At 48.0% G+C, this 446-nt stretch carries 1 rRNA gene; it reads right to left on the bottom strand.

The window, feature by feature from the left end:
* Positions 1 to 446, bottom strand: a 16S ribosomal RNA gene (locus tag HH110_RS19120); the annotation flags it as partial.

Here is a 446-nt window from a genome sequence, read left to right as displayed (position 1 = left end):
CTACCGGGGTATCTAATCCTGTTTGATACCCGCACTTTCGAGCCTCAGCGTCAGTTGCAGCCTAGCAGGCTGCCTTCGCAATCGGAGTTCTTCGTGATATCTAAGCATTTCACCGCTACACCACGAATTCCGCCTGCCTCAACTGCACTCAAGACATCCAGTATCAACTGCAATTTTACGGTTGAGCCGCAAACTTTCACAACTGACTTAAACATCCATCTACGCTCCCTTTAAACCCAATAAATCCGGATAACGCTCGCATCTTCCGTATTACCGCGGCTGCTGGCACGGAATTAGCCGATGCTTATTCGTAAGGTACATACAAACGGGTATGCATACCCGACTTTATTCCTTTATAAAAGAAGTTTACAACCCATAGGGCAGTCATCCTTCACGCTACTTGGCTGGTTCAGGCTCTCGCCCATTGACCAATATTCCTCACTGCT

The sequence above is a fragment of the Stenotrophomonas sp. SAM-B genome, from assembly GCF_013387485.1.
GTDB classification, from domain to species: domain Bacteria; phylum Pseudomonadota; class Gammaproteobacteria; order Xanthomonadales; family Xanthomonadaceae; genus Stenotrophomonas; species Stenotrophomonas maltophilia_AA.
This window is presented reverse-complemented; position numbering and strand designations above follow the sequence as displayed.